The 23822-nt window shown below is 73.7% G+C and carries 22 protein-coding genes; 13 read left to right on the top strand and 9 right to left on the bottom strand.

Features of this window, described 5'->3' with window-relative positions:
• Positions 1 to 35: 35 nt before the first annotated feature.
• Positions 36 to 1271 (bottom strand): MFS transporter, encoded by a 1236-nt coding sequence (locus tag ACFYST_RS18185; RefSeq protein ID WP_387863447.1) that lies wholly within the window; start codon positions 1269 to 1271, stop codon positions 36 to 38.
• Between the two features lie 89 nt (positions 1272 to 1360).
• On the opposite strand from ACFYST_RS18185, the gene ACFYST_RS18190 reads away from it, so the two are divergent.
• On the top strand, positions 1361 to 2122 hold the full coding sequence (locus ACFYST_RS18190; RefSeq protein ID WP_387863450.1) for a DeoR/GlpR family DNA-binding transcription regulator: 762 nt from the start codon (positions 1361 to 1363) through the stop codon (positions 2120 to 2122).
• Between the two features lie 14 nt (positions 2123 to 2136).
• On the opposite strand, the gene ACFYST_RS18195 is transcribed toward ACFYST_RS18190, so the two are convergent.
• Positions 2137 to 3084, bottom strand: coding sequence for an alpha/beta fold hydrolase (locus ACFYST_RS18195; RefSeq protein ID WP_387863453.1), 948 nt, complete (start codon positions 3082 to 3084; stop codon positions 2137 to 2139).
• Between the two features lie 104 nt (positions 3085 to 3188).
• Here ACFYST_RS18195 and ACFYST_RS18200 point away from each other — a divergent pair, with 104 nt between their 5' ends.
• Positions 3189 to 3680 carry a YbaK/EbsC family protein gene (locus ACFYST_RS18200; RefSeq protein WP_387863455.1) on the top strand — a complete coding sequence of 164 codons (492 nt, stop codon included), beginning with the start codon at positions 3189 to 3191 and terminating at the stop codon, positions 3678 to 3680.
• Between the two features lie 491 nt (positions 3681 to 4171).
• On the opposite strand, the gene ACFYST_RS18205 is transcribed toward ACFYST_RS18200, so the two are convergent.
• Together ACFYST_RS18205 and ACFYST_RS18210 are read right to left on the bottom strand one after the other, a co-directional pair.
• The gene (locus ACFYST_RS18205) at positions 4172 to 4816 is read right to left on the bottom strand and encodes a LuxR C-terminal-related transcriptional regulator (protein ID WP_387642281.1); all 645 of its coding nucleotides are present in this window, start codon (positions 4814 to 4816) and stop codon (positions 4172 to 4174) included.
• Positions 4804 to 5958 carry a histidine kinase gene (locus ACFYST_RS18210; RefSeq protein ID WP_387863458.1) on the bottom strand — a complete coding sequence of 385 codons (1155 nt, stop codon included), beginning with the start codon at positions 5956 to 5958 and terminating at the stop codon, positions 4804 to 4806. The genes ACFYST_RS18205 and ACFYST_RS18210 overlap by 13 nt, the downstream gene beginning before the upstream one ends.
• 113 nt (positions 5959 to 6071) lie before the next feature.
• Between ACFYST_RS18210 and ACFYST_RS18215 the strand changes: the two genes are divergently transcribed.
• The 5 genes from ACFYST_RS18215 to ACFYST_RS18235 all read left to right on the top strand — a co-directional run bounded on the left by ACFYST_RS18215 (position 6072) and on the right by ACFYST_RS18235 (position 11511).
• On the top strand, positions 6072 to 7286 hold the full coding sequence (locus ACFYST_RS18215; RefSeq protein ID WP_387863461.1) for a serine hydrolase domain-containing protein: 1215 nt from the start codon (positions 6072 to 6074) through the stop codon (positions 7284 to 7286).
• A gap of 361 nt (positions 7287 to 7647) precedes the next feature.
• Entirely contained in the window at positions 7648 to 8238 is a 591-nt protein-coding gene (locus ACFYST_RS18220; protein ID WP_387863464.1) for a hypothetical protein, read from the top strand.
• A gap of 161 nt (positions 8239 to 8399) precedes the next feature.
• Positions 8400 to 9014: a hypothetical protein gene (locus ACFYST_RS18225; protein ID WP_387863466.1), complete on the top strand. Its 615-nt coding sequence runs from the start codon at positions 8400 to 8402 to the stop codon at positions 9012 to 9014.
• Positions 9015 to 9096: 82 nt separating this feature from the next.
• Positions 9097 to 10125 carry a TIGR03617 family F420-dependent LLM class oxidoreductase gene (locus ACFYST_RS18230; RefSeq protein ID WP_387642266.1) on the top strand — a complete coding sequence of 343 codons (1029 nt, stop codon included), beginning with the start codon at positions 9097 to 9099 and terminating at the stop codon, positions 10123 to 10125.
• 69 nt (positions 10126 to 10194) lie between these two features.
• The gene (locus ACFYST_RS18235; RefSeq protein ID WP_387863469.1) at positions 10195 to 11511 is read left to right on the top strand and encodes a DUF2254 domain-containing protein; all 1317 of its coding nucleotides are present in this window, start codon (positions 10195 to 10197) and stop codon (positions 11509 to 11511) included.
• Positions 11512 to 11579: 68 nt separating this feature from the next.
• Here ACFYST_RS18235 and ACFYST_RS18240 read toward each other — a convergent pair whose 3' ends face one another.
• The 5 genes from ACFYST_RS18240 to ACFYST_RS18260 form a co-directional block, all read right to left on the bottom strand.
• Positions 11580 to 12533, bottom strand: coding sequence for a cytochrome c oxidase assembly protein (locus tag ACFYST_RS18240; protein WP_387643027.1), 954 nt, complete (start codon positions 12531 to 12533; stop codon positions 11580 to 11582).
• 180 nt (positions 12534 to 12713) lie between these two features.
• Positions 12714 to 14423, bottom strand: coding sequence for an urease subunit alpha (locus ACFYST_RS18245; RefSeq protein WP_387863470.1), 1710 nt, complete (start codon positions 14421 to 14423; stop codon positions 12714 to 12716).
• Positions 14420 to 15133: an urease subunit gamma gene (ureA, locus tag ACFYST_RS18250; protein ID WP_387863472.1), complete on the bottom strand. Its 714-nt coding sequence runs from the start codon at positions 15131 to 15133 to the stop codon at positions 14420 to 14422. Before ureA ends, ACFYST_RS18245 begins: the two co-directional genes overlap by 4 nt.
• Before the next feature lie 60 nt (positions 15134 to 15193).
• Complete coding sequence (locus ACFYST_RS18255) at positions 15194 to 16357, bottom strand: agmatine deiminase family protein (protein WP_387863474.1); 1164 nt, start codon at positions 16355 to 16357, stop codon at positions 15194 to 15196.
• A gap of 189 nt (positions 16358 to 16546) precedes the next feature.
• The gene (locus ACFYST_RS18260; protein ID WP_387863477.1) at positions 16547 to 17122 is read right to left on the bottom strand and encodes a TetR/AcrR family transcriptional regulator; all 576 of its coding nucleotides are present in this window, start codon (positions 17120 to 17122) and stop codon (positions 16547 to 16549) included.
• Positions 17123 to 17403: 281 nt separating this feature from the next.
• Here ACFYST_RS18260 and ACFYST_RS18265 point away from each other — a divergent pair, with 281 nt between their 5' ends.
• The 6 genes from ACFYST_RS18265 (at position 17404) to ACFYST_RS18290 (ending at position 23794) form a co-directional block, all read left to right on the top strand.
• Entirely contained in the window at positions 17404 to 18414 is a 1011-nt protein-coding gene (locus ACFYST_RS18265) for an agmatine/peptidylarginine deiminase (RefSeq protein WP_387863480.1), read from the top strand.
• A gap of 154 nt (positions 18415 to 18568) precedes the next feature.
• Positions 18569 to 20221 (top strand): ABC transporter substrate-binding protein, encoded by a 1653-nt coding sequence (locus ACFYST_RS18270; protein WP_387863482.1) that lies wholly within the window; start codon positions 18569 to 18571, stop codon positions 20219 to 20221.
• Positions 20218 to 21180: an ABC transporter permease gene (locus tag ACFYST_RS18275; RefSeq protein WP_387863485.1), complete on the top strand. Its 963-nt coding sequence runs from the start codon at positions 20218 to 20220 to the stop codon at positions 21178 to 21180. The genes ACFYST_RS18270 and ACFYST_RS18275 overlap by 4 nt, the downstream gene beginning before the upstream one ends.
• The gene (locus ACFYST_RS18280) at positions 21177 to 22034 is read left to right on the top strand and encodes an ABC transporter permease (RefSeq protein ID WP_387863488.1); all 858 of its coding nucleotides are present in this window, start codon (positions 21177 to 21179) and stop codon (positions 22032 to 22034) included. The genes ACFYST_RS18275 and ACFYST_RS18280 overlap by 4 nt, the downstream gene beginning before the upstream one ends.
• Before the next feature lie 13 nt (positions 22035 to 22047).
• The gene (locus tag ACFYST_RS18285; protein WP_387863491.1) at positions 22048 to 23004 is read left to right on the top strand and encodes an ABC transporter ATP-binding protein; all 957 of its coding nucleotides are present in this window, start codon (positions 22048 to 22050) and stop codon (positions 23002 to 23004) included.
• Positions 22997 to 23794: an ABC transporter ATP-binding protein gene (locus ACFYST_RS18290; protein ID WP_387863494.1), complete on the top strand. Its 798-nt coding sequence runs from the start codon at positions 22997 to 22999 to the stop codon at positions 23792 to 23794. Before ACFYST_RS18285 ends, ACFYST_RS18290 begins: the two co-directional genes overlap by 8 nt.
• Positions 23795 to 23822: the final 28 nt, after the last annotated feature.

A 23822-nucleotide genomic window follows, 5' to 3' on the forward strand; every position in this document is an offset into this window, starting at 1 on the left:
GATTCCCTGCCGAGCCTGTCCGAGGTGCCGGGGGGTCAGGCCGCGTCGGCCGGGAGCCGGTCGTCGGCGGGTGCGAGGCCGGCCGCGGGGCCGCCCGGGGTGGCGGTGGTGCGCAGGATCCCGGCGGCGGCGGCCGTGGTGGCGCACATCAGGGTGAGCAGCAGGAAGGTGCGGTTGAGGGCGGTGAAGTGGGTGAGCCAGCCGATGACGGCCGGTCCGGCGAGCATGCCGAGGTAGCCGAGTCCGGCGACGCGGGAGACGTTGGCGCCCGCGGCGGCGGGGTCGGCATGACCGGCGGCACTGAAGAGCTGCGGGACACAGCCGGACAGTCCGAGGCCGAACAGCGCCCAGCCGAGGAACGCGGCCCACACCCACGGGGTGAGCGCGGCGATCGTGATACCGACGGCGGCGGTGGCCGCGCCGTAACGCAGGACGGCCGTCGGGCCGTGGCGGGTGACGACCCGGTCGGCCAGCAGGCGGCCGGTGGTCATCGCGGCGGCGAAGGCGCCGTACGCGAAGGCGGCGGTGGACGCGGGCATGCCGAGCACGTCCTTGAGGTGCAGGGCGCTCCAGTCGTTGGCGGCGCCCTCGCACAGCATGACCATCAGCGCCAGCACGGCGAAGACCCGGATCTGTCGGCGGACCTTGCCGCTGTCGGCGGTCATGGGCGCTCCGGTGGTTTCCCCGTCCGGTTCGGCGGCCTCGGCAGCCGAGGCATCGGGCAGCAGGGCGCGGGCGGTGAGCAGGGCGGTGGCGAGGCCGAGCGCGCCGAGGACGGCGAGCGTGGCCACCGGCCCGGCCCCGACGGCGGTGGCCGCGGCGGCGGCGCCGGCGGCGAGCACGCCGCCGACCGAGAAGGTGGCGTGGAAGCCGGACATGACGGGGCGCCCGTACGCCTTCTCCACGTGTACGGCGTGGGCGTTCATGCTCACGTCCAGGCAGCCGTTGGCGAAGCCGAAGACCAGCAGCGCCCCGGCGAGCGTCCACGGGTTCGGCGCCAGGGCGGGCAATACCAGGGACGCGGCGCACAGCGCGCCGGAGGCGGGGACGACGGTGCGGGCGCCGAGGCGGTCGGTCAGGCGGCCCGCGGCCTGCATGCCGCCGAAGGCGCCCAGGCCCAGCAGGACGAGCAGCCCGCCGAGGGCGGCGTGGCTGATACCGACCCGGGCTTCGACGGCGGGGATGTGCACGACCCAGGCGCCCATCAGGGTGCCGCACAGGACGAAGTAGACGTAGGTCGCCACGCGGGCGGCCCGGAGCGAGCGTTCCATGCCACCGACCATAACGAACATGCTTGATGTGCGAAACCCTGATATCGAACAGCTTGCTTGTTTGATCCGGGGTGCGGTTCAATTCCGGTATGAACACCGCGGCGCGCCACACCCTGATCGCCCAGACCGTCCGGGACGCGGGCAGCGCCACCGTCCTCGAACTCGCCGAACTCACCGGCGCCTCCGAGATGACCATCCGCCGCGACCTCGACACCCTCGCCACCCAGGGCGCCCTCGAACGCTTCCGCGGCGGCGCCCGCACCCTGCTGCTGCGCGGCGAGGAACCCCCCTTCGCACTGCGCGCCCGCGAAGCCGTCGACGCCAAACGCCGCATCGCCGCCGGCATCTCCGCACTCATCGCCGACGGCGAGACCGTCCTCCTCGACAGCGGCACCACCTGCCTGGAAGTCGCCCGCCTGCTGCGCGAACGACCCGTCACCGTGATGCCGCTGTCCCTGCCCGCCATCCACGTCCTCGGCGACACCCCCGGACCGGCCACCCTGCTCGTCCCCGGCGGCCGCCCCCGCGCCGCCGAGGGCGCTCTCACCGGCCCCCTCGCCCTCGCCTCGATCAACGCCCTGCGCTTCGACACCGCCGTCCTCGGCTGCTGCGCCCTCAGCGCCGCCGACGGCCTGACCGCCCACAACCTCGACGACGCCACCATGAAGAAGGCCGCCATGGCCGCCGCCCGCCGCACCGTCGTCGCCGCGGACGCCGGCAAGCTCGGCCGCACCGCCTTCGCCCACGTCGCCCCCGCCGCGAGCCTGCACACCCTCGTCACCGACACCGGCGCCCCCGCCGGCGAACTCGCCGCGTTCGAAGCCGCCGGCACCACCGTCGTCAGCGTCTGACGCGGCGCACGCCCTCAGGCGGGCAGCCCGTGCAGGAACTCGGCCACCAGACGGTGCAGTTCGGCCGGGTGCTCCAGGTGGACGTCGTGGCCGGCGCCCGGCAGGCTCGCCGCGTGCACGTCCGGACGCAGCGTCAGCATCCGGTCGGCATCCGCGGCCGGAATGATGCCGTGCTGGCCGAACACCAGCAGCGCCGGGCAGTGCGCCGCGCCCGCCCAGTCGTCCCAGCGCTCCCGGACGGCGTTCTCGGCCAGCGCCGCCACCATCACCTCCGGATCGAACCGCGGCCACCAGCCGTCCGCGCGCTGCTCCAGACCGTCCGCCCACGCCACACCCAGCGGCCCGCCGCCGAAGAACCGCACCGCCGACGCGTGCTGCGCGAACGGCACCGGCCAGGCGGCCAGCATCTCCCCGATCTCGGCCGGCGCATCCGGCGACACCCCCGCGGCCGCCTCCACCAGCACCACCCCCGCGAACCGGCCCGGGTGCGCGGCCGCCGCCAACAGCGCGGTGTGCCCGCCCAGCGACTGCCCCACCAGCAGCGGACGCTCCAGCCCGAGCGCGTCCGCCACCGCGACCACGTCCGCCACGAACGCGTCCCGCCCGAGATCCCCCGGACGGCGGGTCGAACGGCCGTGACCACGCTGATCGACCGCCACCACCCGATGCGCCGGCGCGAGCGCCGCCGCCAGCGCGTCCCACTCGCCCGCATGCCCCGCCAGCCCGTGCAGCAGCAGAACCGGCCGCGCCTGGGCCGCACCCGCCCAGTCCCGGCAGTGCAGTTCGACTCCGGCACCGGCCACCGTCCGGGCCGTCCACGGGCTCTGCGTGCTCATCCGCTCATCTCCCAGCGCTGCGGGGCCGGTTGTCGGCCGCGGGGTGTGGGGCGACAATGCCACGCGGAGGCGATGTTGATCAATGACACTCGCCAGTAGCGAACGACTGTGACCAGCCGCTGGCATGACGGACCGTCACTCGGGTGCTCGCCGGAGGTCTATCGTTCTGAACGCCGAACGTTCCGTGCCCGGAACACCCGATCGAATTCCCTGCACCCCCAGGAGCCTTGGTGGAACCGACAGCCCCGCCCGCCCTGCCCGCCCGCAGCGCCCTGGTCGCCGACGCGCTCGCCGCCGCCGGCCTCCCCGGCACCGTCCGGGTGCTCGACGACTCCGCCCGCACCGCGGCCGAAGCCGCCGCCGCCCTCGGCTGCGAGGTCGGCGCCATTGCCAACAGCCTGGTCTTCCACTCCGACGGCGAAGCCGTACTCGTCCTCACCAGCGGCCGCCACCGCGTCGACACCACCGCCCTCGCCACCCGCTGGGGCCGCGGACCACTGCGCCGCGCCACCCCCGAACAGGTCCGCGAAGCCACCGGCCAAGCCATCGGCGGCGTCGCCCCCACCGGCCACCCCCGCCCCCTCCCCACCATCGTCGACCAGGCCCTCACCGACTACCCCCAGATCTGGGCCGCCGCCGGCACCCCCCACACCGTCTTCCCCACCACCGCCACCGAACTCCTCCACCTCACCGGCGGCACCCTCCTCCCCGTCGGCCCCTGACACCCCGTCACGACGAACTCCGACCCCTCGCAGCGAGGTCCCCCCTCAGCCTCCGCGACGGGCGGCCGCCCCCTCCCGCAGGGTCAGTCGTGGCTGAGGTGCGTGAGGACGGCGCGGACGCGGTGGTGGCCGTCGCTGGCAAGTCTCGTCTCGCCGTTTCCTTCGCCGGAGGCGCTTCGCTTTCCGGCGCCCCGCCGGGGGGCGGCCGCCCCCCGCAGGGTCAGTCGTGGCTGAGGTGCGTGAGGACGGCGCGGATGTGGTGGTGGCTGTCGCTGGCAAGTCTCGTCTCGCCGTTTCCTTTGCCGGAGGCGCTTCGCTTTCCGGCGCCCCGCCGGGAGGGCGGCTGCCCCCCCCGTAGGGTCAGTTGTGGTGGGGGAGGTGCGGATGTGGTGGTGGCTGTCGCTGGCAAGTCTCGTCTCGCCGTTTCCTTTGCCGGAGGCGCTTCGCTTTCCGGCGCCCCGCCGGGAGGGCGGCCGCCCCCTCCCGCAGGGTCAGTCGTGGCTGAGGTACGTGAGGACGGCGCGGACGCGGCGGTGGCCGGTGTCGGAGGGGGAGAGGGCGAGCTTGGTGAAGATGTTGCCGATGTGTTTGTGGACGGCGTTGTCGGTGATGAACAGGCGGGTGGCGATGGTGGTGTTGTCGTTGCCTTCGGCCATCAGGGCGAGGACTTCGCGTTCGCGGGGGGTGAGGGTGGCGATGGGGTCGTGGGCGGGGCGGGTGAGGAGTTGGGCGATCACCTCGGGGTCCATGACCGTTCCGCCGGCGGCGACCCGCCGTAGGGCGTCGACGAATTCGCTGACCCGGCCGACGCGGTCCTTGAGCAGGTAGCCGACGCCGCCGCGCCCGTCGGAGACCAGTTCGCCGGCGTATTGGCGTTCGACGTATTGGGAGAGCACCAGCACGGGCAGGCCGGGGTGGTCGCGGCGGGCCCGGATGGCCGCGCGGATGCCCTCGTCGCGGAAGCCGGGCGGGAGGCGGACGTCGACGATGGTGACGTCCGGCCGGTGCTCGGCGACGGCGGCGAGGAAGGCGGACGCGTCCTCGGCGATGGCGGCGACGTCGAAACCCTTGGCGGTGAGGAGGAGTTCGAGCCCGCTGGAGAGCAGCACGTTGTCCTCGGCGATCACGACCCGCACGGCAGCTCCACCTCGATCGTGGTCGGCCCGCCGACCGGACTGTGTACGTGCACCGCGCCGTCCAGCGCCAGCGCGCGGTGCCGGATCCCGGCGAGGCCGGTGCCGCGCGATTCGTCCGCGCCGCCCGACCCGTCGTCGGAGACCCGCACCGTCAACCGGCCGCCGTCCCGGCGTACTTGGACGACTGCCCGGGCCGCGCCGCTGTGTTTGGCGGCGTTGGTGAGCGACTCGGCGACGGTGAAGTATGCCACGGCCTCCACCGCCGCCGGGACGGAACCGAGGGGGCCGGTGTCGAGGTCGGTGTGGATCGCCGCCCCGGCGGCCAGTGCCGCCAGTGCCCCGGTGAGGCCGCGGTCGGCGAGGATCGGCGGGTAGATCGTCCGGATCACGGCGCGCAGTTCCGCCATCGCGTCCTCGGTGCCCTGCTGCGCCTCCGCCAGCAGCTTCGAAACGACCTCCGGCTCCTCGCCGAGCAGGTCGCGCGCGACCCCGAGCCGCATCGCGATCGCCACCAGCCGGGCCTGCGTGCCGTCGTGCAAGTCCCGTTCGATGCGCCGCAGTTCGGCACCGTGCGCGTTCATCGCGCCGACCCGGGTCTCGGTGAGTGCCGCGACCTGGACGGCCAGCCGCTCGGCCGCCGACGGCGACAGCAGCAGGACGCACAGCCGGGCGTGCAGCCGGGCCAGCGGCGGGACGGCGAAGTACGTCAGTGCCGCGAACACGGCCGCCTGCGCCGTCCCGAGCGTCAACGCGGTGCCCCAACCGGTCAGCGGGACGCCCGCCGCGAAGCCGCCCGCGCGGGTGCCGGGCGGCAGTGCCCACCAGAGCGGGACGGTGACGGCCGTGGTCAGCGTGTTGCCCGCGCACAGGGCGGCGACCAGCCCGAACGCCAGGCCGCCGACGGTGTTCGCCACGATCCACAGCAGCACCCGCCACCAGGAGACCCGGACCGGCCCGGAGGGCGCGTCGCGCAGCAGCCGGTCCGCGCGCCGCCGGTGCCAGGCCGCCCAGCCGCGCGCCGCCCGCGGTATCAGCAGCACCGGCAGCGCGACCGGCGTGGCCGCGCCCGTGCAGAGGCTGCCCAGCAGATACCCCAGGTCGCGCCACAACGCCCGCAACCGGCCGTCCCGTTGATCACTCATTCGGGCAAGTCTGAGCCATCGTCACCGGGTTCGGCACTACAGCCAGCTGCACCCTTTTCCCACCAGTACGGGGTACCGACCGCGCACCCCGGCCAGGCCTAGCGTCAACGACCATGACGAGCACAACGACCGAGACCCCCCGCCGCTCCCGCCGCCGTATCCTGCTGCCGGCCGTCCTCGCGGCCGGCGCCCTGACCGCAGGCCTGCTGGGCGCGAACGCCGCCGTCCAGCGACACGACGGCCCGCGCACCAACCCCCGGCTCCAGCGCGACGTCGACGCGCTCACCGCCCTCGGCGTCACCGGCGTGCAGGCCCGCCTGACCGGCCCCGACGGCCCGGACGCAACCGCCGTCGGCGGCGTCGCCGACACCACGACCCGCCAGGCCGTCCCCGCCGACGGCTACTTCCGGATCGCCAGCGTGACCAAGGCCTTCGTGGCCACCGTCGTCCTGCAACTCGTCGCCGACGGCAAGCTCTCGCTGGACGACACGGTGGAGAGCCGGCTGCCCGGCGTGGTGTCCGGCAACGGCAACGACGGGCGGGCGATCACCGTCCGGGACCTGCTCCAGCACCGCAGCGGCCTGCACGACGACTACCCGGACTACACCTCGGCGGACGACTTCCAGCAGCACCGCAACGACACCTACACGCCCCAGCAGACCGTCGCGCGGGCGATGGCCCACCAGCCGGACTTCCAGCCCGGCACCAAGTGGAACTACGACAACACCGGTTACGTGCTGCTCGGCATGATGATCGAGCGGGTCACCGGACACCCGTGGCACCAGGAGGTGCGGGACCGGATCGTCCGGCCCCTCGGCCTCGACCACACCTCCTGGCCGGGCACCGACCCGGCCCTCCCGCAGCCGCACGCCGCCACCTACCAGCGCTTCCAGGACGGCGGACCGCTGGTGGACGTCACCGAACAGGTCGGCGCGGGCACCAACGGCGAGGCCGGCCTGATCTCCACCACCGCCGACCTCGGCCGCTTCCTCCAAGCCCTGCTCGGCGGCCGCCTGCTGCCGCCGGCCCAACTCGCGCTGATGCAGCAGACCGTGCCGGTCGGCCAGGACTTCGAGCAGCTGATGCCGGGCGCCCGCGACGGACTCGGCCTGTTCTCCCGCCCGCTGTCCTGCGGCGGCGTGTACTGGGGCCACGAGGGCGGTGACTCCGGCTGGATCACCGCCACCGGCGTCACCGCCGACGGCCGCCGGGCCGTCGCCGTCTCGCTGTCGGGCGTTCAGATCGCGGGCCCGGAGGACGTGGCGCGGATCGCCGCGGCCGAGAACAAGCTGGTGGACGACGCGCTCTGCGACGCGAAGGACAAGTGAGGGGACGGCCGGAACAGCCGCCGGCGCGGCGGCCGGAGCTGGTGGCGGACCGTCGAACGAGGCGCCCGTAGCGGTCGCTGAGGAGGCGGTCGAGCAGCCCGGCGAGTCGGGCGGGCCCGGCGGGGGAGAGCGTGGCGCCCAGCACCTCACCGGTCGGACCCCGCCCAGGTCAGCATGCCCGGAGCAGGCCATCGACGACGGACAGCCCGATGTCGTTCCCGGACGCAACCAGACCGGAGGCGTCACCGTCGGAGCTGATGATCGCCATACGTATCATCGGTCAGCATGGGCCCGGAAACGGGCGGGGGCGGCCTCGGGCCGCCGGGGGCAAGGGGGACGGACAGTGCGACGGGGAATCAAGGTGGTAGGCGCTTTCCTGGTGGCCGGCGCGGCCATCGGCGCCATGGCGGCCTGCGGCGACGGGAGCACGCCCGGCGAGGAGGCCGCCGAGTACGCCGCCGCCGCGACCACCGGACTGCGCACCGACCTCGAACCGGTGGTGACGCGGTTCCACCGCTTCGGCGAGCTGGAGAGCGCGCAGTGGGTGATGCACTGGCCGCGCGACCTGCCCTGGACGCCGCAGTCGACCCAGGAACGCCCGATGTTCGCGGTCCTGCACCTGAAGCCCGGTCAGGTCCGGCGCCTGCTCGACGGCCGGCGCGGCAAGCCCGCGGACGCGCCCACCTTCGACACCGACGACCTGCCGGGCGGCGACGGCCTGCCCGCCTCACTCGCGCCGTACGTGCCGGCCGACGCCGCCTGGGTGGCCGTCCCCGAGCTCGACGAGGTGCTGGTGCGGGCACACCGCGGGGTGTCGGTGTCCTTCGACCCGGCGAGCGACACCGTCGTGATCCAGTGCATCGACGCGCTCGACCCGGACGAGGTGCAGAAGCGGACGGCGGAAGGGCAGACCTTCCTCATCACCCCGTCGCCGTTCGTGCTGCCGACCTGATTTCTCGTTCTTCAGGCGTACCCGGACGGGACGGCTCATCCTCCGAGCTGATGATCACCGCAGTGCCGTCGGCCAGCATGGTGCCGACAAGCGGGCGTGGGTGGCTTCCGGGCTGCCCGGGGCGAGGGGGACGGACAGTGCGGCGAGGAACGATGTTGGCAATGGCTGTCCTCATTCTCGGCGCCCCCATCGGCGCCCTGACGGCCTGGGATCTCGCGACCACCACGTCCGACCAGGCCGAGTACGACGCCCAGACCACCGGGCTGCGCACCGACCTGGTGCCGATGGTGACGCGGTTCCACCGCTTCGGTGAGCTGGAGAGCGCGCAGTTCGTGATGCACGCGCCCGGCGCCCATGCCCGGGAGATGGTGCCGTTCCCGGACCAGCCGTATCCGCTGTACGCGGTGCTGCACCTGAAGGCCGGTCAGGTCAAGCACCTGCTCGACGGTCGAACCAGCAGCCCCATGGCCGCCCCCACCTTCGCCGCCGACGACCTGCCGACCGGCGGCCTCTCGGTGTTCACCGGCCCGCCGGGCGGCCTGCCCGCCTCGCTCGCGCCGTACGTGCCCGCGAACGCCGTCTGGGTGGCCGCCCCGGAGCTCAACAAGGTGCTGGTGAAGGCGGACGGCGAGGTGACGGTGTGGCTCGACCCGGCGAGCGACACCGCGGTGGTCTACTCCGTCAACCCCGATGACCCGGACGAGGTGAAGCAGATGGTGGACACCCAAGGCCACACCTCCCTCGTCACCCCGTCACCCTTCGCCCTCCCGTCCTGACAGCCCGCCGAAGGGCGGCGCGGGCGGCCGCGCATAGCATCGGGCTGTCACAACCCCGCACCGCCCGCAGGAGCGTCCGCCCATGCAGATCGACCTCGCCGCACCGCCGTTGCCCGCCACCGCGCCCGACCTGGCCCGGGCCGCCGAGGAGCGCGGGGCAGGCCGGTTCGTGCTGTCCGAGACCTCGCACAACCCGTTCCTGCAACTGGCCCGGGCCGCCGACCGGACGGAGCGGATCGGCCTCGCCACCGGCGTGGCGATCGCCTTCGCCCGCACCCCGATGATGCTCGCCTACGAGGCGTGGGGCCTGCACGAGAGCTCCGGCGGGCGAGCGGCGATCGGGCTCGGCACCCAGATCAAGCCGCACGTCGTACGCCGCTTCGGCATGCCGTGGGACCGCCCGGCCGCCCGGATGCGCGACTACGTGGCGGCCGTGCGTGCGATCTGGCACAGCTGGCAGACCGGCGAACGCCTCGCCTTCCGCGGCGAGTTCTACCAACACACCTTGATGACACCGGTGTTCGCACCCGCGCCGCTCCCGTACCAGCCACCGCCCCTGCTGCTGGCGGGCGTCGGACCGCTGATGACGGCCACCGCCGGCGCGGTCGCGGACGGCCTCCTCGCCCACCCGTTCGGCTCGCCGCAGCACCTGGCCACCGCCGTCCTGCCCGCCGTCCGCGCCGCCCGCGCCAAGTCCGAGGCGGAGAACGCCCCTTGGACCACCCGCCCGTTCGAAGTGGTCGCCAACGTGTTGGTCGCCACCGGCCACGACGAGGACGAGTACCGCACCAACCTCCGCCTGGTCCGCGAACGCCTCGCCTTCTACGCCTCGACCCCCACCTACCGCCCCGTCCTCGAGACCCACGGCTGGGCCGCCCTGCAGGACGAACTCCACCCCATGTCGGTCCGCGGCCGCTGGGAGGAGATGGGCCGCCTGATCGACGACACCGTCCTCAACACCTTCGCCATCACCGGCGAGCCCACCGCCGTCGCCCGCGAACTCCACCACCGCTACGGCCAGTTGGCCGACCGCCTCTGCCTCAGCGGCCCCGACGGGACGGACGCCGCGCCGCTGCTGGACGTGCTGTCGGCTGCGGTCGGCGGGCGCTGAATCAGCCCGGCCCCGGGCTCGCCCGCGTCCTTGCCGGGGCCGCGCCCGGCCCGTGGCTAGCCTGGCGGAATGAGCGAGCAGCACAGCGGGCGGCGGCGGCCGCGCTATCGGGCCCTGTCGCCGTTGCGGGAGCTCCTGCGGGAGTCGTTCTGGTTCGCGCCGTTGGTGGCCTGCGTGGGGGCGGTGCTGCTGGCGGGGCTGACCGACCTGATCGACCAGGAGCTGTTCTTCGAGGCCGCGGCCACCAGCGGCACCGAGAACCTGCAGTCGTTCGCCTCCGCCGCCAAGAGCGTGGTGTCCACCGTCAGCGCGGCGATGCTCACCTTCATCGGCGTGGTGTTCTCGATCTCCCTGGTGGCGCTCCAGATGGGCGCCAGCCAGATGAGCCCCCGGGTGCTGCGCCTGTACGTGCGCAGCCGGCTGACCAAGGCGACGTTCTCGACCTGCCTGGCGACGTTCGTCTTCACGCTGCTGGTGCAGCTCGGCTACGACGACACCACCGACCCGGCGCGCGCCGTCTCCGTCCCGGTGGTGTCGACGATCGTCGCGGTCGCGCTGGTGATGCTCAGCCTGGCGCTGTTCGTGCTGTACGTGCAGGCGACGATGCGGCTGCTGCGGGTGCCGCACATGATCGACCGGGTCACCCGGGAGTCGCTCCAGGTGCTGACGGCCTACCGCTGGCTCGCCCCGGACTCCGCCACGGACGCCGGCCCGCGGCCGCACGGTCCGACGCTGCTGCACGAGGGCCGGGCCGGGGTGCTGCGGGACGTCAACATCCGCCGCCTGATGCGGGTGGCCCGGCGACACGGGGCGGTGCTGCACCTGGTGCCGCGGATCGGCGACTTCATCGCGCCCGGCACCCCGACCGTCCTGGTCGCGGGCGGCACCCCGCCCCGGCCGGGGCGGATCACCACCGCGCTGAACGTCGGCGTGGACCGCACCATGCACCAGGACCTCAGCTTCGGCTTCCGCCAGCTCGTCGACATCGCCATCCGCGCCCTGTCACCGGCGATCAACGACCCCACCACCGCCGTGCAGGCCGTCGACCGGATCCACCAGCTGCTCGCCGTCCTCGCCCCCTACCAGGTGGGCGAGCTGCGCCACCGGGACCGGGACGGCGCGGTGCGGCTGGTGCAGCCGGTGCCGGGGTGGGAGGCGACGGTCGATCTGGCGTTCACCGAGATCCGGATCTGCGGGGCCGGCCAGCCCCAGGTCACCCGCCGCCTCGCCGCCGCCCTGGACGACCTGCTGCGGATCACCCCGGAGCCACGCCTCGCGCCCCTGGTGACGCAGCGCCGCCTGCTGGAGCGGGCCGTCACCGCTGCCGTCCCGGACGAGCAGGACCGGGCGTTCGCGCTCACCCCGGACCGCCAGGGCATCGGCTGAACACCCTCCAAACGAAGGATCCGCCCGGGAAGAGCTCCAGGGCGGATCCACAAGAAACAGGAAGGCGGCTACCCGGCCGACCCCGCGCTGCGGTTCAGCGAGGCCAGGTACTTGTTGTACGCCACCAGCTCGGCGTCACCGTCGCGGTCGGCGGCCCGGTCACGGCGGCGGGCCTGGCGCTCCTCGGACTTGGCCCACTGGAGGGTGAGGGCGATCAGCACGATCGCGGTGGGGATCTCACCGAACGCCCAGGTGATGCCGCCGGCGAGCTGCTGGTCGGCGTGCAGGTCGGTGCCGATCGGGGCCATCTCGGCGGTGAAGGTGTTGACCAGCTGCCCGGAGGCCATCATCACGGCCACGCCGAAGAACGCGTGGAAGGGCATGCCCATGAACAGTTCGAGGATCCGCATCACGAAGCCGGGACGGTGCGGGCCCGGGTCGACGCCCATGATCGGCCAGAAGAACAGCATGCCGACGGCGAGGAAGTGCAGCATCATCGCCAGGTGCCCGAGCTGGTACTGCATCAGCCAGTCGAACAGCGGCGTGAAGTACAGCCCGTACAGGCTCGCGATGAAGACCGGGATGGTGTACGCGGGGTGCGAGACGATCCGGACCAGCCGGCTGTGCAGCAGCGCGACCAGCAGTTCGCGCGGCCCCCGTCCGCTGCCCTTGCGGGCCGGGCGCAGCGAGCGCAGCGTGAGCGTGATCGGCGCGCCGAGCAGCAGCAGGATCGGCGACAGCATGGACAGCACCATGTGCTGCATCATGTGGGCGCTGAACAGCACCATGCCGTAGTCGTTGAGCTTGGTGTTGGTGACCATGAACACGGTGCCGACACCGGCGGTCCAGAACAGCGCCCGGCCCACCGGCCACTTGTCGCCGCGCCGCCACAGCCGGATCGCCCCGGCCAGGTACAGGCCGAGGGCGAGCGCGCAGAAGACCAGGTACGGCCAGTCCGGCGACCACTCCATCGCCCGGGAGAGACTGAACGGCGGCAGGGGGCCCCCGCCGTGGTGGTGCATCCCGGTCATGCCGTCGCCCATCGGGCGGCCCCGCTTTCGTCCATTGCCGTCCGGCACCGCGCGGTGCCGCGGGTCCGGTTTGGTCGGTTTCGTTCGGACCCAGCCTAGGCGCCGCTTACGGCGAGCCGACCAGCGCCCCCGGCACGGGGGTGTTCCCTGCGGCACGGCCGGTGGCCCGTCTCACAGGAAGTAGAGGCGGTTCAGCGAGACCTCCTGGGCGGGGTCGGAGTGCAGCGGGGTGCCGTCGAGGGTGACCAGGCCCCGGGTGGCGTCGACGAGGATCTCCCCGAGGCGGTTGTTGCGGACCAGGTCGGCGGGCCCGATGCCGCGGGTGTGGCGGACCGGGACGCGGCGGCGCCGGGTGGTCATCGTGTCGTACGGCCGGGCGGCGGTGCCGGCCTCGGCGGCGGCGCCGCTGGTGAAGGCGACGGAGAGGTCGGCGGGGGTGGCGCCGTGGGCGCCGAACAGCGGCCCGAGGACGAGGGGCTGGCAGGATTCGGTGGCCGCGTTGGGGTCGCCGGTGACGCCGTAGGCGGGGAAGCCGGCCTTGAGGACCAGGTACGGCTTGGCGCCGAAGGAGGCGGGGTGCCAGAGCACGAGGTCGGCGAGCTTGCCGGTCTCGATCGAGCCGACCTCGTGCGAGAGGCCGTGGGCGATGGCCGGGTTGATGGTCAGCTTGGCGATGTAGCGCAGCACCCGTTCGTTGTCGTCGGTCGGACCGTCGCCGTCCAGCGGGCCGCGTTCGGCCTTCATCTTGCCGGCCATCGCGAAGGTGCGGCGCACGGTCTCGCCGGCCCGGCCCATGCCCTGGGCGTCGGAGGAGGTGATGCCGATCGCGCCGAGGTCGTGCAGGACGTCCTCGGCGCCCATGGTGCCGGCCCGGATCCGGTCGCGGGCCATCGCGGCGTCGCCGGGCAGGTCGGTCTTGAGGGCGTGAACGGAGACGATCATGCCGTAGTGCTCGGCGACCGCGTCCCGGCCGTAGGGCAGGGTGGGGTTGGTGGAGGAGCCGATGACGTTCGGCACGCCCGCCATCTTCAGCACGTTGGGGACGTGGCCGCCGCCGCAGCCCTCGATGTGGAAGGCGTGGATGGTCCGCCCTTCGAGGACGCGCAGGGTGTCGTCGACGGACAGGCACTCGTTCAACCCGTCGGTGTGCAGGGCCACTTGGACGTCGTACTCCTCGGCGACGGACAGCGCGGTGTCCAGCGCCCGGGTGTGCGCGCCCATGTCCTCGTGCACCTTGAACCCGCAGGCGCCGCCCTCGGCGAGGGCTTCCACCAGCGGCGCCGGACGGGAGGACGAACCGCGGCCCAGGAAGCCGATGTTGACCGGCCAGGCGTCGAAGGAGTTGAACGCGTGCCGCAGCGCCCAGGGGGAGTTGACGCCGACGCCCCAGGCGGGGCCGAACTCCTGGCCGATGATGGTGGTGACGCCGGAGGCGAGTGAGGCCTCCATGATGCGGGGGGACATCAGGTGGACGTGGGTGTCGATGGCGCCCGCGGTGGCGATCAGGCCCTCGCCGGAGACGATCGCCGTCCCGGTGCCCACGACCACGTCCACGCCGTCCAGGGTGTCCGGGTTGCCGGCCCGGCCGATCGAGGCGATCCGGCCGTCCCGGACGCCGATCGAGGTCTTGCGGACGCCCTGGATCGCGTCGATCACCAGGACGTTGCTGATGACGAGGTCACAGGTGTCGCGGACCGCCGCGGCCTTCAGGTGCAGGCCGTCGCGGGCGGTCTTGCCGAAGCCGGTCAGGAACTCGTCGCCCGGCCGCTGCGAGTCGGATTCGACCCGGACGACCAGGCCGCTGTCGCCGAGCCGGACCCGGTCCCCGGCGCGGGGGCCGTGCACGGCCGCGTACTCGGACGCCTCGATGCTGCTGCTCACTGCGCGGTCTCCTCCGTGTCGTCGTCACCGTTGATGCCGAGGTAGCCCTGCTCGGCCGCCCGGCGCAGGGCCGCCCGCCGGACCTCGGGTGCGTCCAGCGGCCCGTCCACCAGCCCGGCGAAGCCGATCGCCACCCGCTCGCCGCCGATCGGCACCAGGCCGACCTCGACGTCGGTGCCCGGGTCGAAGCGCACCGAGGAGCCGGCCGGCACCGCCAGGTGCATCCCGTACGCGGCGGCGCGGTCGAAGGCCAGGCGCGGGTTGGATTCGAAGAAGTGGAAGTGCGAGGTCACCGAGACCGGTACGTCCGCGGTGTTGCGGACGGTCAGCGTGCGGACCGGCCGCGGCGCGGGCTCGGCGCCGCGGCCCGGGAGCACGGCGCCGGGCGCGGCCCCGCCGAGGCCGCCGCCGCCGAACGGGTCGGCGACGACCGCGAGCCGGGTGCCGTCCTCGAACACCGCCTCGACCTGGATCTCGGTGATCAGGTCGGGGACGCCGGGCAGGACCTCGGCGGGGGACAGGACGGTGCGTCCGCGTTCGACTGCCTCGGCGAGGCGCAGGCCGTCGCGGGCGGCTTCGCAGACGGTGTCCGAGATGAGCGCGGTGGCCTCGGGGACGTTCAGCCGCAGGCCGCGGGCGCGGCGGGCGCGGGCGAGTTCGGCGGCCGTGAAGATCAACAGCCGGTCGCGTTCGGTCGGGGTCAGCTGCACGGGGTTCCCTTCGTTCCCGGCGGTACGGGTGTCAGCCGGTCCTTCCCGGCGGTACGGGTGTCAGCCGGCGGGCTGGTCGTGGGTGGAGCAGTGGATGCCGCCGCCGCCGGAGGCGAGGGTGTCGATCCGCAACGGGACGGTCTCGCGCTCCGGGAACAGCTCCCCGAACACCTCCCGGGCGTGCCCGTCGGCCCGGGAGTCGCCGAACGACGGCAGGTAGACGGCCTTGTTGCCGAGGTAGAAGTTCAGGTACGAGGAGACGAAGGCGTCGCCGCGCCCGGTGATCCGGTCGGGGTCGGGCTGGCCGACTTCGATCACCTTGAGCCTGCGTCCGGCCGCGTCGGTGGCCTGTGCGAGTACGGCGCGGGCCTGGTCGGCGGAGCGGGACCAGACGTCGGGCGGGGTGCCGGGGAAGGGCCGGTCCAGCAGGACGACCCCGGGGGCGGCGAACCGGGCCAGACAGTCGACGTGGGCATCGGTGATGTCCTGGCCCCGGACGCCCGCCAGCCAGATCACCTTGGTGACGCCCAGCGCCTGCTTCAGTTCGGCCTCGATCCGGTCGCGGTCGCGCCCCGGGTTGCGGTTGGCGTTGACCACCGAGCTCTCGGTGAGCAGCAGCGTCCCCTGCCCGTCGCTCTCGAAGGAGCCGCCCTCGGCGACGAGCGGGGTCGCGATCCGCTCGATCCCGTACCCGGACAGCACGGCCCGGGCGATCCGGGCGTCGTTACCGTGCTGCTGCTTGCCGCCCCAGCCGTTGAAGTTGAAGTCGACGCCCTTGACCTTCCCGCCCTCCTCGACGAACACCGGCACGGTGTCGCGGGCCCACAGATCGTCCACCGGGACGGACCGCAGCTCGACGTCGCTGCCGCAGACGCTCCGGGCCGAGTCCTCCTGGCCGGGGCGGACCAGCAGGACCAGCGGCTCGCGCCCGCCGATGGCCCGGGCCACCGAGGCGATGTCCTTGCGCACGGCGCCGAGCTGCCCGCCCCAGACGTCCTCGGAGGCGGGCCAGGCCATGAAGGTCCGCTCGTGCTTCTCCCACTCGCTGCCGAGCCGGCGCCCGGGCGCGCGGCCGGTGGGCGCGGCGGAGGACGCGGGGTCGCTCGCGGACGGCTCCGCCGGTGCGTCGCCGCGGGCCGCGCAGGCGGTCGCGCCCGCTGCGATCAGGCCGGCGCCGGCGAGGGAACGCAGCACCGTGCGGCGCGTGGGGGAGGGGTGGGACACGGGGGACTCCGGTGGTGCGAGGGCGGATCGGTCCGGCGGGCGGGCTCCGGGTGGTGCCGCGGGTGGCGCCGGTCGGCGGTGGGCACGGTCGCCCGGCATCGCCGGAGCTGAACTCTCGCACTGACTGAAAAATCAGTCAAGCTCGGACTGTCGACTCGACCGCGCCCGGGCTGCCGGGGGGTGGCCGGCTCAGGCCGGCCCGCGCCCCAGTTCGGCCCGGACGGCGCCGCGCAGCAGCCGGCGGGCCTGCTCGACCGGCAGTGAACCGCTGTGCCAGCGCACACTCAGGCCCTCGACCAGCGCGGTGAGCCGTTCCGCGGCCGCCGCGTGGGCCGGGGCGGTGCCGGCCGGATCGGCCCGGGCGAGCAGTCCGGCGACATCGTGCACCCAGCTGTGGGTGCTGCGGGCCAGCTCCTCGCGCAGGTCCGGCTCGAACACGGCGGTGGCCCGCAACTCGCCCCAGGCGATGCTGTTCTCGCGCACCTCGGCGGTGTCCTGGAGCTCCAGCAGCAGGACCTGTTCGAGCTCGGCGAGCGGATCCCCGGGGCGGTCCGGACGGTCCTCGGTGGTGTAGTGGTCGGCGCGGTCGCTGATGTGCTCCAGCGTCTTGCGCAGGACACCCGCCCGGTCGGTGAAGTGGTAGTAGATCAGCGCGATGGACACCCCGGCCTCGGCGGCCAGCTCGCCCATCCGCAGGCCGCGCACCCCGCGCCGGGCGATGACCCGGGTGGCGGCCGTGAGTATCCCTGTCCGTCGGTCCGACATGGGAGCCGACCTTACCCTCTCGGGGCCGTGCCTCGACCGGATCCTGACTATTTCGTCAGGAAAATCTGCCCAGCCCGGTCCGGAGGGTTGACTGAATTTTCAGCGAGGTGAAGGATGCGGGGCACCGTCCGGCCGGCCGTCGAGGCGTCCGAGGCGGCCGAGACGCCCGAGCCGCAGGAGCCGCGACGCGTCTCCCCCGGCGGCGCACGTGCCGACGCACCGCGGGGCAGGCCGCCGGGCCCTCCGCCCCACCCGCACACCCGATCCCGAAGAGGTTCCCCATGACCGCCACCCACCGCATGCCCGCCGAATGGGCCGAACACGAGGGCTGCCTGATGGCCTGGCCCGTCCGTCCGGACCTGTGGGGCGACACGCTCGCCGAGGCGAAGCAGGAGTACGCCGAAGTCGCCCGTACCATCGCGCAGTTCGAGCCGGTGACGATGGCCGCCCCGCCCGGCCACGGCGACGAGGCGCGCGCCATGTGCGGCGACGCCGTCTCCGTCGTGGAGCTGCCGACGGACGACTCGTGGTTCCGCGACTCCGCCCCGATCTTCGTGCTCGACGCCGAGGGCCGCCGCGCGGGCGTCGACTTCCGCTTCAACGCCTGGGGCCGCAAGCACCACCCCTGGGAGGCCGACGACCGGATCGCCGCGCTGCTGCTGGACCACCTCGGCGTACCGGCGATCCGCTCCGAGATGATCCTCGAGGGCGGCGCGATCACCGTCGACGGCGAGGGCACCCTGATCACCACCGAGCAGTGCCTGCTGCACCCCAACCGCAACCCCGGCATGAGCCGGGAGGAGATCGAGGCGGAACTCAAGGAACGACTCGGCGTCACCAAGGTGATCTGGCTGCCGTACGGCGGCCTGCTGGACACCGAGACCGACGGACACGTGGACGGCGTCTGCGCCTTCGCCGCCCCCGGCAAGGTCGTCGTCCAGCTCCCGGCCGACCCCGCGCACCCCGATCACGCCCGGATGCGCGCCAACCGCGCCGTGCTGGAGCACTCCACCGATGCGCAGGGCCGCCGCTTCGAGATCGTCGACGTCCCGCAGGCCGCGTTCGTCGAGGTCGGCGGCCGCGAGGTCGAGGTCGGCTACCTCAACTACTACCTGGCCAACGGCGCCGTCGTCGTCCCGATCGCCGGCCACCCCGAGGACGAGGGCGCCCTGGCCGTCCTCGCCGGGGCGTACCCGGGCCGCAAGGTCGTCGGGGTCCGTGCCCGGGTGGTGGCCTGGGGCGGCGGCGGCATCCACTGCATCACCCAGCAGGTCCCGGCCGCCCGCGGCTGACACGCCGACCCGCACCGCCGGACCCGCCGGACCCGCCGACCCGCACCGCCAGACCCGCCGGGCCCCGCCCCACGAGGCCCCCCGGGCCACGCCACCAGTCCCGCCCGAACGCCGGGCCCGCCCGCCTCTCCCGCACCCACCGAAGGCCACCCTCATGCCCCTCGCTCCTACCGGACGCGCCGCCCCCCGGGGCCGGCTCGCCCTCGCCGCCACCGCCCTGCTCGCCGCCGCGGCCCTGCTCGCCGCCTGCTCCGGCCCGCCGCCCGGCGCCGGCACCGACGGGGCGGGCGTCCGGCTCTCCGCCGGCACCCCGCCCGCCAAGGGCGAGATCGACTCCTTCAGCTGGGCGACCTACGCGGAGCCGCCCACACTGGACTGGATCCAGGCCTTCGACTACCCGCAGAACACCATCCTGGCGAACGTCTGCGAGAGCCTGATGCGCTGGACGCCCCAGCTCACCATGGCCCCCGGCCTGGCCGAGAAGGCCGGCAACCCCGACCCGCTCACCTGGGTCTACGACCTGCGCCCCGGCGTGCACTTCCACGACGGTTCGGTGATGACCGCCGACGACGTGGTCTACAGCCTCGGCCGCCAGACGGACCCCGACAACGCCGCCTCCTGGGCGCAGGTGTTCCAGAACGTCGACTCCGTCACCGCGACCGGACCGCTCCAGGTCACCGTCAAGCTCAAGCGCCCCGACTCGCAGTTCCCGCAGTACATGGCGACGGCGGCCGGGGTCGTCGCCGCCAGGGCCGGCGTGCAGTCGGCGGGCAAGGACTACGGCACCGGCGGCAGCCTGGACTGCACCGGCCCGTTCAAGCTGGGCACCTGGAACAAGGGCCAGTCGATCGAGCTCCAGCGCTTCGACGACTACTGGGGAACCAGGGCCAAGGCCAAGAAGGCCGTCTTCCGTTTCCTCACCGACCCGTCGGCCCGCACCAACGCGATGCGCAGCGGCGAGGTCGACGGCGGCTACCTGATCCCCACCGAGAGCTACCAGCGGCTGGAGAAGAGCGGCGTCGGAACGCTGTACTTCGGCGAGGGCCTGAGCACCGTCAACCTCAACGTCACCAGCCTGAAGGGCCCGCTCGGCGACGTCCGGGTCCGGCAGGCGCTGTCCCTGGCGCTCGACCGGTCCGGCTTCGTCAAGGCCGGCCTCGCCGGGGCCGGCACCGTCACCGGCTCACTCACCACCCGCGCCGCCTGGGCCGGCACCCCCGAGGACGTCCGGACGGCGGCCTTCGCGAACCTCACTCCGACCGTCCAGGACATCGACCGGGCCAAGGCACTGGTGAAGGACGCCGGCGCCGAGGGCAGCACACTCACCGTCGCCACCAGCGCCATCGGCCAGGACGTCTCCCTGCTCGCCACCGCCGTCCAGGCCGCCGGCGCGCGGATCGGCCTGAACGTCCGGCTGAAGTCGATCGCGCCGAACGCCTTCACCGCGCTGTTCACCGACCCGGAGGCCCGCGAGGGCCTGGACCTGTTCCCCGAGACGTACTACGACTCCGTCACCGACCCGCTCGACCTGCTCGCCAACTTCAAAACCGGCGCCTACCAGAACTTCGGCGGATACAGCGACCAGGCCTACGACTCCCTCGTCGACCGGGCCACCGCCGAGTACGACCCGGCCGAGCGCGGCGCGATCGAGGCCGAACTCCAGCGGACCGCCTCCGAACAGCTGCTGTGGATCCCGGTCGCCGAGTGGCCCACCGCCCTGTTCCTCAACCACCGGATCACCGGCGCCCCGACCACCATCGCGTACATGTACTACCCGTGGGCCGCGGACGTGGGAGCCGCCCAGTGAGCGGCTTCCTGCGCTTCGCCGCCCGGCGCCTGCTGGAGATGGCGGTCACCCTGCTCGGCGCCTCCTTCGTGGTCTTCGGCGCGATGTACCTGGCACCGGGCAACCCGGCGAGCTTCCTGCTGTCCGGCCGGTCCGCCTCCCCCGAGGCCCTCCGCGCGATCAACGAGCAGTACCACCTGGACGACCCCTTCCTGGTCCGGTACCTCCGCTGGCTCGGCGACGTGCTCCGGGGCGACTTCGGACGCTCCCTCACCTACCGCACCGACGTGTCCCGGCTGCTCGCCGACCGGCTGCCCGCCACCCTGCTCCTGGTCGCCATGGCACTGCTCCTGGTCGTCGTGACCGGCCTGCTGCTCGGCCGGCTCGGCGCGGTGCGCGGCGGCGCGACCGACTCCACGATCCTGGTCACCACCGCGCTCGCCCTCGGCACGCCCTCGTTCGTCGCGGCCGTCCTGCTCCAGGGAGTGTTCTCGGTGGAGCTCGGCTGGTTCCCGACCAGCGGCGCCGGCGACGGCTTCGGCGACATGCTGTGGCACCTCACCCTCCCGGCGATCGCCCTCGCGCTGTACCTGATCGGCATGCTCGCCCGGGTCACCCGCTCGGCGATGCTGGAGGCCCTGGACGGCGAACACGTCACCGTCGCCCGCAGCCGCGGCGTCCCGGAACGCGAGGTGATCCGCCGGCACGTCCTGCGCAACTCGCTGGGCACCGTGCTGACCACCGGCGGCCTGATCGTCTCCACCCTGCTGGTCTGCACGATCCTGGTGGAGTCCGCGTTCAGCGTCGGCGGACTCGGCCAGCTGCTCGAACTGTCCACCACCACCAAGGACTTCCCGACCGTCCAGGCCATCTCCCTGATCATCGTCGCCCTGTTCATGACCGTGAACCTGATCGTCGACCTGCTCCACCCACTGGTCGACCCCCGGGTCACCCTGGGACCCAGGAGGTCCGGCGCATGACCGTCGCCCTCACCCGCCGGCCCGGCCTCGCCCGGCTCCGGCCCGCCGCCGGCGGCCCGCTCCAGCTGCTCTGCCTCGGCTTCGCCGCCCTGGTGGTGCTCGCCGCCCTGCTCGCCCCCTGGCTGGCACCGTACGACCCGAACGGCGTCGACCTCGGCAACGCCCTCGCCGGGCCCTCGCCCGACCACCTGCTCGGCGTCGACGCCGCCGGCCGCGACACCCTCTCCCGGCTCCTGCTCGGCGCCCGCACCTCACTGCTCGGCCCGCTCGGCGTGGTCGCCTTCTCCACGGCCGCCGGCATCGCCATCGGCCTCGCCGCCGGCTGGCGGGGCGGCTGGCTCGACTCCGTCCTGTCCCGCAGCACCGAACTGGTCTTCGCCTTCCCCGGCATGCTGCTCGCCATCCTGATCGTGTCGGTGTACGGCGAGGGCCTGCTCGCCCCGGTCCTCGCCCTCGCGATCGCCTACCTGCCCTACGTGTCCCGCCTCACCCGGTCACTGGTCCTGGCCGAACGGACCCGCCCCTACGTCAGCGCCTACCGGGTCCAGGGCCACTCGGCCGCGCAGATCTGCCTGCGGCACGTCCTGCCCAACATCGCGCCGGTCGTCCTCGCGCAGTCCGCCGTCAACTTCGGCTACGCCCTGATGGACCTCGCCGGCCTGTCCTTCCTCGGCCTCGCCGTCCCCGCCCTCACCCCCGACTGGGGCCGGATGGTCTTCGACGGCCAGACCGCGATCCAGCACGGCTACCCGCTCTCCGCGATCCTGCCCTGCGCGCTCATCGTGCTCACGGTGGTCACCTTCAACGTCGTCGGCGAACGCTGGGCCGACCGGGTCGCCGGGAGAACCTCATGACTCGGAGCACCACATGAATGCCCTCGACATCCGGGGCCTGACACTCCGACTGCCGGGCACCGCCCGCCCCGTCCTCGACGGCGTGGACCTCACCGTCGCCCCCGGCGAGACCGTCGCCCTGGTCGGCGAGTCCGGCTCCGGCAAGACACTCACCTCCCGCAGCGCCCTCGGCCTGCTGCCACCCGGCGCGACGGCGGAAGGCCAGGTCCTGGTCGACGGCCAGGACGTCCTGACCATGGACCCCGGACGGCTCCGCGCCCTGCGCACCGGCCGGGCCGCGATGATCTTCCAGGACCCCAGGGCCGCCATCAACCCGCTGCGCCGGATCGGCGACTTCCTCACCGAGAGCGTCCGCCTGAACGGTGTCATGACCACCGCCGACGCCGACCGCCGCGCCGCCGAACTCCTCGACGCCGTCGGCCTTCGGCCGGAACTGCTGCGCCGCCACCCCGGGCAGCTGTCCGGCGGCATGCTGCAGCGCGTCATGATCGCCGCCGCCCTGATGGGCGACCCGGCCCTGCTGCTCGCCGACGAGCCGACCACGGCCCTGGACGTCACCAGCCAGGCGGAGGTGGTGGCCCTGCTCGGGCAGCTGCGCGCACGCTTCGGCACCGGCCTGCTGTTCGTCACCCACGACCTCGGGCTCGCCGCCGCGATCAGCGACCGGGTCTACGTGATGTACGCCGGGCGGATCGCCGAACACGGTCCCGCCGCCGCACTGTTCGAGCGGCCCCGCCACCCGTACACCGCCGCCCTCCTCGCCGCCACCCCGGGCCCGGTCGGCCCGGCCGGCCGGCTCGCCGCCATCGACGGCCAACCGCCCGACCTGCGGCAGGAGTTGACCGGCTGCGCGTTCGCCGCACGGTGCGGCCTCGCGACCGGGCTGTGCCACGAGCAGGTGCCCGCCCCGCAGGGGGAGCACCCGGCGGCCTGCCACCATCCGATCGAAGGGAGCCGCACCGATGGCTGAGGCAGTACTGCGCGTCGGCGGGCTGTGCCGCTCCTTCGGCGCGGTCCGGGCCGTGGACGAGGTCTCCTTCACCCTCGCGGCCGGCGGATCGCTCGGCATCGTGGGCGAGTCCGGCTCCGGCAAGACCACCACCGCCCGCATCGTGACCGGCCTGGAGGAGGCCGACGCGGGCGAGGTGCTGGTCCACGGCCGGTCCCGGACCGGCCGGGCGCGGGGGAGGGCCGAGCGGCTGGCCCGGGCCCGGGAGGTCCAGATGGTCTTCCAGGACCCCTACCTCTCGCTGGACCCGCGCACCAGCGTCCGGGCCGTGCTGGCCGAGACGCTGCGGCTGCACTACCCCGGCACCGACCACCCCGCCCGGATCGCGGAACTCCTCGACCAGGTCGGCCTCGGCACCCGGGCCGCCGAGGCACTGCCCCGGCAGCTCTCCGGCGGGCAGCGCCAGCGCGTCGCCATCGCCCGGGCGCTGGCCGTCCGACCGGCCGTGCTGGTGCTGGACGAGGCGGTCGCCGCGCTGGACGTCTCGGTGCAGGCCCAGGTGCTCAACCTGCTCGCCGACATCCGCGAACAGACCGGCATCGGCTACCTGTTCATCACCCACGACCTCGGCGTCGTCCGCTGCGTCACCGACGAGGTGGTCGTGATGCGCCACGGACGGATCGTCGAGTCCGGCCCCACCGCCCAGGTCCTCGACACCCCGCAGCACGCCTACACCAGGCTGCTGCTGGAGTCCGTCCCCCGGCCGGGCTGGGACCCCGAGTGGATCGCCGCCGCGCGCCGCGCACTGTAGAGCCGTTCCGGGACCTGCCGGATCCGGC

It is taken from the genome of Kitasatospora sp. NPDC004614 (genome assembly GCF_042873675.1).
Classification (GTDB): Bacteria; Actinomycetota; Actinomycetes; order Streptomycetales; family Streptomycetaceae; genus Kitasatospora.

Coding starts and splice junctions, on each gene's coding strand:
- ACFYST_RS18290 (WP_387863494.1), top strand. CDS start 22,997: ATGGCTGAGGCAGTACTGCGCGTCGGCGGGCTGTGCCGCTCCTTCGGC.
- ACFYST_RS18190 (WP_387863450.1), top strand. CDS start 1,361: ATGAACACCGCGGCGCGCCACACCCTGATCGCCCAGACCGTCCGGGAC.
- ACFYST_RS18195 (WP_387863453.1), bottom strand. CDS start 3,084: ATGCCAGCGGCTGGTCACAGTCGTTCGCTACTGGCGAGTGTCATTGAT.
- ACFYST_RS18230 (WP_387642266.1), top strand. CDS start 9,097: ATGCAGATCGACCTCGCCGCACCGCCGTTGCCCGCCACCGCGCCCGAC.
- ACFYST_RS18185 (WP_387863447.1), bottom strand. CDS start 1,271: ATGGAACGCTCGCTCCGGGCCGCCCGCGTGGCGACCTACGTCTACTTC.
- ACFYST_RS18215 (WP_387863461.1), top strand. CDS start 6,072: ATGACGAGCACAACGACCGAGACCCCCCGCCGCTCCCGCCGCCGTATC.
- ACFYST_RS18265 (WP_387863480.1), top strand. CDS start 17,404: ATGACCGCCACCCACCGCATGCCCGCCGAATGGGCCGAACACGAGGGC.
- ACFYST_RS18285 (WP_387863491.1), top strand. CDS start 22,048: ATGAATGCCCTCGACATCCGGGGCCTGACACTCCGACTGCCGGGCACC.
- ACFYST_RS18235 (WP_387863469.1), top strand. CDS start 10,195: ATGAGCGAGCAGCACAGCGGGCGGCGGCGGCCGCGCTATCGGGCCCTG.
- ACFYST_RS18225 (WP_387863466.1), top strand. CDS start 8,400: ATGGCTGTCCTCATTCTCGGCGCCCCCATCGGCGCCCTGACGGCCTGG.
- ACFYST_RS18270 (WP_387863482.1), top strand. CDS start 18,569: ATGCCCCTCGCTCCTACCGGACGCGCCGCCCCCCGGGGCCGGCTCGCC.
- ACFYST_RS18260 (WP_387863477.1), bottom strand. CDS start 17,122: ATGTCGGACCGACGGACAGGGATACTCACGGCCGCCACCCGGGTCATC.
- ACFYST_RS18280 (WP_387863488.1), top strand. CDS start 21,177: ATGACCGTCGCCCTCACCCGCCGGCCCGGCCTCGCCCGGCTCCGGCCC.
- ACFYST_RS18240 (WP_387643027.1), bottom strand. CDS start 12,533: ATGCACCACCACGGCGGGGGCCCCCTGCCGCCGTTCAGTCTCTCCCGG.
- ACFYST_RS18210 (WP_387863458.1), bottom strand. CDS start 5,958: ATGAGTGATCAACGGGACGGCCGGTTGCGGGCGTTGTGGCGCGACCTG.